General features: G+C 76.9%; 1 protein-coding gene. It reads right to left on the minus strand.

Translation table 11 applies throughout. From position 1 onward, the window contains the following. Positions 1 to 8,727 (minus strand): type I polyketide synthase (locus QC282_RS28150; protein WP_279552394.1); only part of this gene is annotated, 8,727 nt, incomplete at its 3' end. Between the last annotated feature and the right edge of the window lie 28 nt (positions 8,728 to 8,755).

Raw genomic sequence — 8,755 nt, forward strand, 5'->3', positions numbered from 1 at the left:
GGCGGCGGCGTGGCCGCGCACGAGGTCGAGCAGCAGGGGCAGCCGTTCGCCGGGGGTGGTGGCGCGCAGCCGCTCGCGCAGCGCGTGCCGGGCGTCGCCGTCGGCCGTGCGGTGGCCCCGCACCGCGCGCAGGGCCTCGCGGGCGGCGGGCAGCGCGGCCAGGGCGGCCGACGGGCGCAGGCTGAACAGCGCCTGGAGGAACGGCGGGTGCTGGAGGTCGGCGACGACGGCGGTGGGGTGTTTCTCGGCCACCAGCTCGCCGAGCGCGGTGAGCGCCAGCGCCGGTTCGAGGAGCGTGCCCCCGGACTGCCGTGCCCCGTCGGGGAGTTCGGCGGCCATGCCGGAACCGTCCCAGGCGCCCCAGGCGATGGAGGTGGCGGGCAGTCCCTCGGCGCGGCGGCGCTGCGCGAGCGCGTCCAGCAGGGCGTTGGCGGCGGCGTAGTTGGCCTGTCCCGGGTTGCCGACGGCACCGGCGACCGACGAGAACAGCACGAACGCCGACAGGTCGTGCCCGCGCGTCAGCTCGTCGAGCAGCAGCGCCGGGGCGGCCTTCGCGCGGAAGACGTCCGTGAACCGGCTGGGGGTGAGCCCGTCCAGTACGGCGTCGTCCAGGACGCCGGCGGCGTGCACGACGGCGGTCAGCGGCGCGTCGGCGGGCACGGCGTCCAGGGCGGCGGTGAGTGCGGCGCGGTCGGCGGTGTCGCAGGCGGTGATGGTGACGCGGGCGCCGAGCGCGGTCAGCTCGGTCCGCAGGTCGTCGGCGCCGGGCGCGTCCGGGCCGCGGCGGCTGAGCAGCAGCAGGTGTGCGGCGCCCTGTCCGGCGAGCCTGCGGGCGAGGCGCGCGCCGAGGGCGCCCGTGCCGCCGGTGATCAGTACGGTGCCGGACGGCTGCCACTGCGGGGCCGGTCCGGTCGCGGGCGCCGGGGTGAACCGGCGGCCGTACCTCCCTCCGGGGCGCACCGCGACCTGGTCCTCGTCGCCGGGGGCCGCGATGGTGGCGACGAGGCGCCGCACGGCCCGTTCGCCGGGGTCGGCGGGCAGGTCGACGAGACCGCCCCACCGGTCGGCGTACTCAAGCGCGGCCACCCGGCCCAGGCCCCAGTGGGCGGCCTGCGCCGGATCGGGGGCCTCGCCGGGGCCGGTGCCGACGGCGGCACACGTCACGCTCCACAGCGGGGCGGTGATGCCGGCGTCGTCCAGTGCCTGGAGGAGCACGGCGGTCGCGGGCAGTCCGGCGGGAACGCCGCCGGGGAGTGTCGCGGGGTCGGCGGCGAGGAGGGAGACGACCCGGGTGAACGTCCCGTCCGTCAGTCGCCGCAGCCGCTCGGCCAGCGTGTGGCGGTCGTCGGCGCCGACCGTGCACTCGACGGTGTCCGGGCCGAGCGCGTCGGTGACCGCCCGCGCCCACGCGGCCCCGGAGGCGGGGAGCACGGCGAGCCACGTTCCCTCGGGGCGGGCCCGGTCGTCGCCGGTCACCGGCTGCCAGGTCTCCCGGTGGCGCCAGGAGTCGACGGTCGCCCGTGCCCTGCTGCGGCTGCGCCACGAGGAGAGCGCCGGCACGATCGCGTCCAGCGTCTCCGGTGCCACGTCCAGACGCCCGGCCAGCGCCTCGACGTCCGCCCGCTCGACGGCGGCCCAGAACTCGGCGTCCGCCCCCGTGCCCTGCGGCGCCGGTTCGGCCGCCTCGGGCCAGTACCGGGCGCGCTGGAAGGCGTAGGTGGGCAGGTCGACGCGTCGGGCTCCGGTGCCCGCGAAGAACGCGGCCCAGTCGACCGGCACGCCGGCAGCGTACAGCCGGGCCAGGGCGGTCACGGCCGTCGTCTCCTCGTCCCGGTCCCGGCGCAGCGCCGGTACGGCCTCCGCCGTGTCGGCCGGGGCGGACTCCCGGACGAGGGGGGTGAGTACGGCGTCGGGGCCGAGTTCCAGGTAGTGCCGGACGCCCGCGTCGGCCAGGGAGCGGACGGCGTCCTCGAACCGCACGGTCTCCCGGACGTGCCGCACCCAGTGCTCGCGGGTGCCGGGGTCGCCGTCGGCGAGGCTCGACACGATGCGCAGCGCGGGTTCGCCGAAGCGCACGCCGGCGAGGGCCGTGCGGAAGTCGTCCAGCATCGGGTCCATCAGCGGCGAGTGGAAGGCGTGGCTCACCGCCAGCCGGGTGTGCCGCCGCTCCCCCAGCGCGTCGACCACCCGCGCGACCTCGTTCTCGGCGCCGGAAACCACCACGGAGCGGGGGCCGTTGACGGCGGCGACGGCCACACCGTCCGTCAGCAGCGGGCGTATCTCGTCCTCGGTTGCCTCCACCGCGGCCATCGCGCCGCCCTCGGGCAGCGCCTCCATCAGCCGGGCGCGGGCGGTCACCAGCGCGCACGCGTCCCGCAGGGACAGCACGCCCGCCACATGGGCGGCGGCGATCTCCCCGACGGAGTGCCCGGCGACGTACTTGGGGGTGACGCCGAAGGACTCCATGAGCCGGTACAGCGCCACTTCGACGGCGAACAGCGCGGGCTGGGCGACTCCGGTGCGGTCGAGCGCCGACTCGTCGCCGCCCCACATGGCGTCCCGCACGCGCGGGTCGAGCCCGGCGAGTACGGCGTCCAGGGCGTCGGCGAACACCGGGAACCGGTCGTACAGGCCACGGCCCATGCCGGTCCGCTGGGCGCCCTGCCCGGAGAAGACCACGGCGAGCGGTCCGGGCTCGGCGACGGCCCGCGCGGCCTCGGTGAGGCCGTCGTCGCAGGCCAGCAGCACCGCCCGGTGTGCGAAGGAGGAGCGGCCGGTGGCGAGGGAGTACCCGGTGTCGAGCGGTGTGTGGTCCTCGGCCCGTGCGCGGAGCCGGTCGAGCTGGGCGTCGAGGGCCGCCTCGGTGGTGGCGGTCACCGGCCACGGCACCGCGCGGGGGGTGACGGTGACCGGCTGCGGCTCGGGCGGGTCGACGGCCGGGGCCTGTTCCAGGACGACGTGGGCGTTGGTGCCGCTGATGCCGAAGGAGGACACGCCGATGCGGCGCGGGCGGCCGGTGCCGGGCCATTCGGTGGCCGAGGTGGCGAGCTCGACGGCGCCGACGGACCAGTCGACGTGCGAGGACGGCACGTCGGCGTGCAGGGTGGGCGGCACGACGCCGTGCCGCAGGGACTGGACGGCCTTGATGAGTCCGGCGGCGCCCGCTGCGGCCTGGGTGTGGCCGATGTTGGACTTCACCGACCCGAGCAGCAGCGGCCGTTCACGGTCCTGCCCGTAGGTGGCGAGGAGGGCCTGCGCCTCGATCGGGTCGCCCAGCCGGGTGCCCGTGCCGTGCGCCTCCACGGCGTCCACGTCGCCCGGCCGCAGCCCGGCCGAGGCGAGTGCCTGCCGGATGACGCGCTGCTGCGCGGGGCCGTTGGGCGCGGTGAGGCCGTTGGAGGCGCCGTCCTGGTTGACGGCGGAGCCGCGCACGGCCGCGAGGACGGGGTGTCCGTTGCGCACGGCGTCGGAGAGCCGTTCCAGGACGACCATGCCGACGCCCTCGGACCAGCCGGTGCCGTCGGCGGCGTCGGAGAACGCCTTGCAGCGGCCGTCCTCGGCGAGGCCGCCGTGGTGCCGGAACCCGGCGAAGGCCGCTGAGGTCGTCATCACGGTGACACCACCGGCGAGGGCCAGCGTGCACTCGCCGCTGCGCAGGGCCTGCGCGGCCAGGTGCAGGGACACCAGCGAGGAGGAGCAGGCGGTGTCCACGGTGACGGCGGGGCCCTCCAGGCCGAGGACGTAGGCGAGGCGGCCGGAGATCACGCTGGCCGCGAGCATCACGCCGCGGCCCTCCATGTCCTTGGCGCGGGCCAGGAGGTGGTGGTAGTCGACGCCGTTGCTGCCGACGAACACGCCGGTGCGGCTGCCGTGCAGGCGCTGCGGGTCGATTCCGGAGCGTTCGACGGCCTCCCAGGAGGTCTCCAGCAGCAGCCGCTGCTGCGGGTCCATGGCGAGGGCCTCGCGCGGGCTGATCCCGAAGAACCCGGGGTCGAAGTCGGCGGCGTCGTGGAGGAATCCGCCCTGGCCCTGGATGTCCCAGCCCCGGTCGGTGGGGAAGGCGGAGATGGCGTCGCCGCCGGAGGCGACGAGGTCCCACAGCTTCTCCGGGGAGTCGGCGCCGCCGGGGAAGCGGCAGGCCATGCCGACGACCACGACCGGGTCGTCGGCGGTGTCCGCGGGGGCGGCGGCGGGCAGCGGGCCGTCGTCGGCGGCGGGGGCGCCGAGGAGTTCGCCGACGAGGTGCTCGGCGAGGGTCCGCGGCCGGGTGTGGTCGAAGAGGAGGCCGGCCGGCAGGGCGAGACCGGTGGCGCGGGCGAGCCGGCTGCGCAGCTCCATCGAGGTGAGGGAGTCGAAGCCGATGTCGTGGAAGGCGCGTTCGGCGGCGACGGCCTCCGGCGCGGAGTGGCCGAGGACGCCGGCGGCGTGCTCGCGGATCACGTCGAGGAGGAGCGGGACGCGTTCGTCCTCGGGGGCGGCGTAGACCTTGCGGCGCAGCCCGGCGGCGGCCGAGCGGGTGTCCTCGCGGAGCCGGACGGCGGTCTCGCGGGCCTCCCGGGCGGCGGGCAGGTCGCTCAGGGCGGCGCAGGGCCGCACGCTGAACAGCATGCGCAGCGTGTCGGGCTGCTGGAGGTCGGCGACGACGGTGACGGGTTCGGGGGCGACGGCCAGGTCGGCGAGGATGTCGAGGGCGAGGCCGGGTTCGAGGGCGGTGGTGCCGGTCGCGCGCAGCGCCTCGGTGAGTCCGGCGGCCATGCCGCCGCCGTCCCAGGCGCCCCAGGCGACGGAGGTGGCGGGCAGTCCCTCGGCGCGGCGGCGTTGCGCGAGCGCGTCGAGCACGGTGTTGGCGGCGGCGTAGTTGGCCTGGCCGGGGTTGCCGACGGCACCGGCGACCGACGAGAACAGCACGAACGCCGACAGGCCGTGCCCGCGGGTCAGTTCGTCGAGGAGCAGGGCGGGGTTGACCTTGGCGCGGAAGACGGCGCCGAAGCGCTGCGGGGTCAGGCCGTTGAGGACCGCGTCGTCCAGGACGCCGGCGGCGTGCACGACGGCGGTCAGCGGCGCGTCGGCGGGCACGGCGTCCAGGGCGGCGGTGAGTTCGGCCCGGTTGGCGGTGTCGCAGGCGGCGATGGTGACGCGGGCGCCGAGTGCGGTCAGCTCGGCCTCCAGTGCGTCCGCGCCGGGTGCCTGCCGGCCGCGCCGGCTGAGCAGCAGCAGGTGCTCGGCGCCCCGGGAGGCGAGCCGGCGGGCGAGGTGTCCGCCGAGGGCGCCGGTGCCGCCGGTGACGAGGACCGTGCCGGACGGCTGCCAGACGGGCGCGCCGTCGCTCGCGGGCGCCGGGGCGAGTCGGCGGCCGTACACCCCGGTCGCGCGGACGGCGACCTCGTCCTCCTCGCCGCCGCCGGCGAGCAGCGCGGTGAAGCGGCGCAGGGCGCGCTCGTCCACCTCGCGCGGCAGGTCGACGAGACCGCCCCACCGGTCCGGGTACTCCAGCGCGGCCACCCGGCCCAGACCCCACAGGGCGGCCTGGCCGGGGCTGACGCGGTCGCCGGGCGAGACGGCGACCGCCTCGCGGGTGGCGGCCCAGACCCGGGTGCGGATGCCCGCGTCGTCGAGGGCCTGGAGCAGTACGGCGGTGTCGACGAGGCCGACCGGGACGCTCGTCCAGCGGGTGGCGTCCGTGCCGGCGAGCAGCGACAGGACGCCGGTGAACCGGGTGCCGTCGGCGGTGAGTCCGGTCAGCCGCTCGGCGAGGCCGGCGCGGCTCGGGCGCTTGCCCGGGGTGAGCGTGACGGTGTCGGGGCCGAGCCCGTCGGTGAGGGTGCGCAGCCAGGCGGCGTCCGTGTCGGGGCCGTCGGCGGGCAGCACGACCAGCCAGGTGCCGGGCGGCGCGGCGGCGGGCGTGGTGCGCAGCGGCTGCCAGGTCTCCCGGAAGCGCAGCGCGTCGGCGAGCGAGCGGGCGCGGTGCCTGCTGCGCCAGGCGGACAGGGCCGGTACGACCCCGCCGAGCGCCTCCGTGTCGATGTCCAGGCGGGCGGCGAGTGCGTCCAGGTCCTCGCGTTCCACGGCGGCCCAGAACTCGGCGTCGGCCCCGTCGCCGTCCCCGGAGACCGGTACGGCGTCGGCGGTCTCGGGCCAGTAGCGCTCGCGCTGGAAGGGGTAGGTGGGCAGGTCGACGGGACGGGCGCCGGTGCCGTCGAAGAACGCCGCCCAGTCCACGGGGACGCCGGCCGTGTGCAGCCGGGCGAGGGCGGTGACGGCGGCGGTCTCCTCGTCGCGGTCGCGGCGCAGCACCGGCACGGCGGCGACCGCTTCCGGCACGGCGGCCCCGACGAGGGGCGTGAGTACGGCGTCGGGGCCGGCCTCCAGGAAGTGGCGCACGCCGGCGTCGGCGAGGGCGCGGGCCGCGTCCGCGAACCGTACGGTCTCCCGCGCGTGCCGCACCCAGTGGCCGGGGTCGGCCAGTTCGGCGGGGCTGACGGGCGCCCCGGTGAGCGTGGAGATCACGTCGACGGCGGGCTCGTGGAGGGTGAGCCCGGCGATCGCGGTGCGGAACTCCTCCAGCATCGGGTCCATCAGCGGGGAGTGGAAGGCGTGGGACACCTTCAGGGGGGTGGTTCTGCGGCCCCGCGCGGCCAGTCGCTGCGTGACGGCGGCGACTGCCTCGGCGGTGCCGGACACGACCACGGAGTGCGGCCCGTTGACGGCGGCGAGCGCGGCGCCGTCGGCGAGCAGCGGCCGTACCTCGTCCTCGGCGGCCTCCACGGCGGCCATCGCGCCGCCCTCGGGCAGCGCCTCCATCAGCCGGGCGCGGGCCGTCACCAGCGTGCACGCGTCCCGCAGGGACAGCGCGCCCGCCACATGGGCGGCGGCGATCTCCCCGACGGAGTGCCCGGCCACGTACCGCGGCGTCACGCCCAGCGACTCCGTCAGCCGGTACAGCGCCACCTCGACGGCGAACAGCGCGGGCTGGGCGGTGCCGGTGCGGTCCAGCGCGGTCGCGTCGGAGCCCCACATCACCTCCCGTACGGCGGGCGGCAGTTCGGCGAGGACCTCGTCCAGGGCGGTCGCGAAGGCCGGAAAGCGTCCGTACAACGCACGTCCCATGCCGAGGCGTTGGGCGCCCTGGCCGGGGAACACCACGGCGAGCGGCCCGTCGTGGGCCTCGCCCCGGGCGGCCTCCGCGACGCCCTCCCCGGTGGCCAGCAGCACCGCGCGGTGGTCGAACCGCGACCGTCCCACGGCCAGCGAGTGGCCGACGTCCAGGGGGTTGTGGTCCTCGGCGTGGGCGCGAAGCCGGTCGAGCTGGGCGTCGAGCGCGCCCGAGGTGCGGGCCGATACGGGCCACGGGACGACGGCGGGCGGGGCGGCGGCCCGGGGTTCGCCGGGCGCGGGTTCCGCCTGTTCCAGGATGACGTGGGCGTTGGTGCCGCTGATGCCGAAGGAGGACACACCGGCGCGGCGCGGGCGGCCGGTGGCGGGCCAGTCGGTGGCCGAGGTGAGGAGTTCGACGGCGCCCTCGGACCAGTCGACGTGGCGGGAGGGCCGGCCGACGTGCAGGGTGGGCGGCAGGACGCCGTGCCGGATCGCCAGGACCGTCTTGATGAGCCCGGCGGCACCGGCGGCGGCCTGGGTGTGGCCGATGTTGGACTTCACCGACCCGAGCAGCAGCGGCCGTTCACGGTCCTGCCCGTAGGTGGCGAGGAGGGCCTGCGCCTCGATCGGGTCGCCCAGCCGGGTACCGGTGCCGTGCGCCTCCACGGCGTCCACGTCGGCGGGCCGCAGTCCCGCCGCTTCCAGGGCCTGCCGGATGACGCGCTGCTGCGCGGGGCCGTTCGGCGCCGTCAGCCCGTTGGAGGCGCCGTCCTGGTTGACGGCGCTGCCCCGGACGACGGCCAGGACGCGGCGGCCGTTGCGGACCGCGTCCGACAACTTCTCCAGTACGACGAGACCGGCGCCCTCGGACCAGGTGGTGCCGTCGGCGTCGTCGGAAAACGCCTTGCAGCGGCCGTCGGCGGCGAGGCCGCCCTGGACGTCGAACCCGGCGAACGCGGCCGGGGTCGTCATCACCGTCACACCACCGGCGAGCGCCAGCGAGCACTCGCCGCTGCGCAGCGCCTGCGCGGCCAGGTGCAGCGACACCAGTGAGGAGGAGCACGCCGTGTCGACGGTGACGGCCGGTCCGACGAGGCCGAGGACGTAGGCGAGCCGGCCGGAGATCACGCTGGCGGCGAGGCCGGTGCCGGCGTGTCCGGACAGGTCCTCCTTGGCGGTGTGCACGAGCCGGACGTAGTCCTGCCCGTTGGTGCCGACGAAGACGCCGGTGCGGCTGCCCCGCAGCGCCTGCGGATCGACACCGGCGCGTTCGAACGCCTCCCAGCCGGTCTCCAGCAGCAGCCGCTGCTGCGGGTCCATGGCGAGCGCCTCGCGCGGGCTGATCCCGAAGAACCCGGCGTCGAACTCGGCGGCGTCGTGCAGGAATCCGCCCCTGCCCCGTACGTCCCAGCCCCGGTCGGCGGGGAAGCCGGTGATGGCGTCGGTGCCGGAGGCGACCAGTTCCCACAGCTGTTCCGGGGTGTGCACGCCGCCGGGGAAGCGGCAGGCCATGCCGACGACGGCGACCGGCTCGTGGCGTCCCGACTCGGCCTCGGCCAGGCGCCGCCGGGTCTCGTGCAGGTCGGCGGTGACGTACCTGAGGTACTCGACGAGTTTCGCTTCGTCCGGCATGGTCCATGCCCTTTCCACGGGGTGGGAT

It is taken from the genome of Streptomyces sp. DH24, assembly GCF_029813775.1.
Taxonomy (GTDB): domain Bacteria; phylum Actinomycetota; class Actinomycetes; order Streptomycetales; family Streptomycetaceae; genus Streptomyces.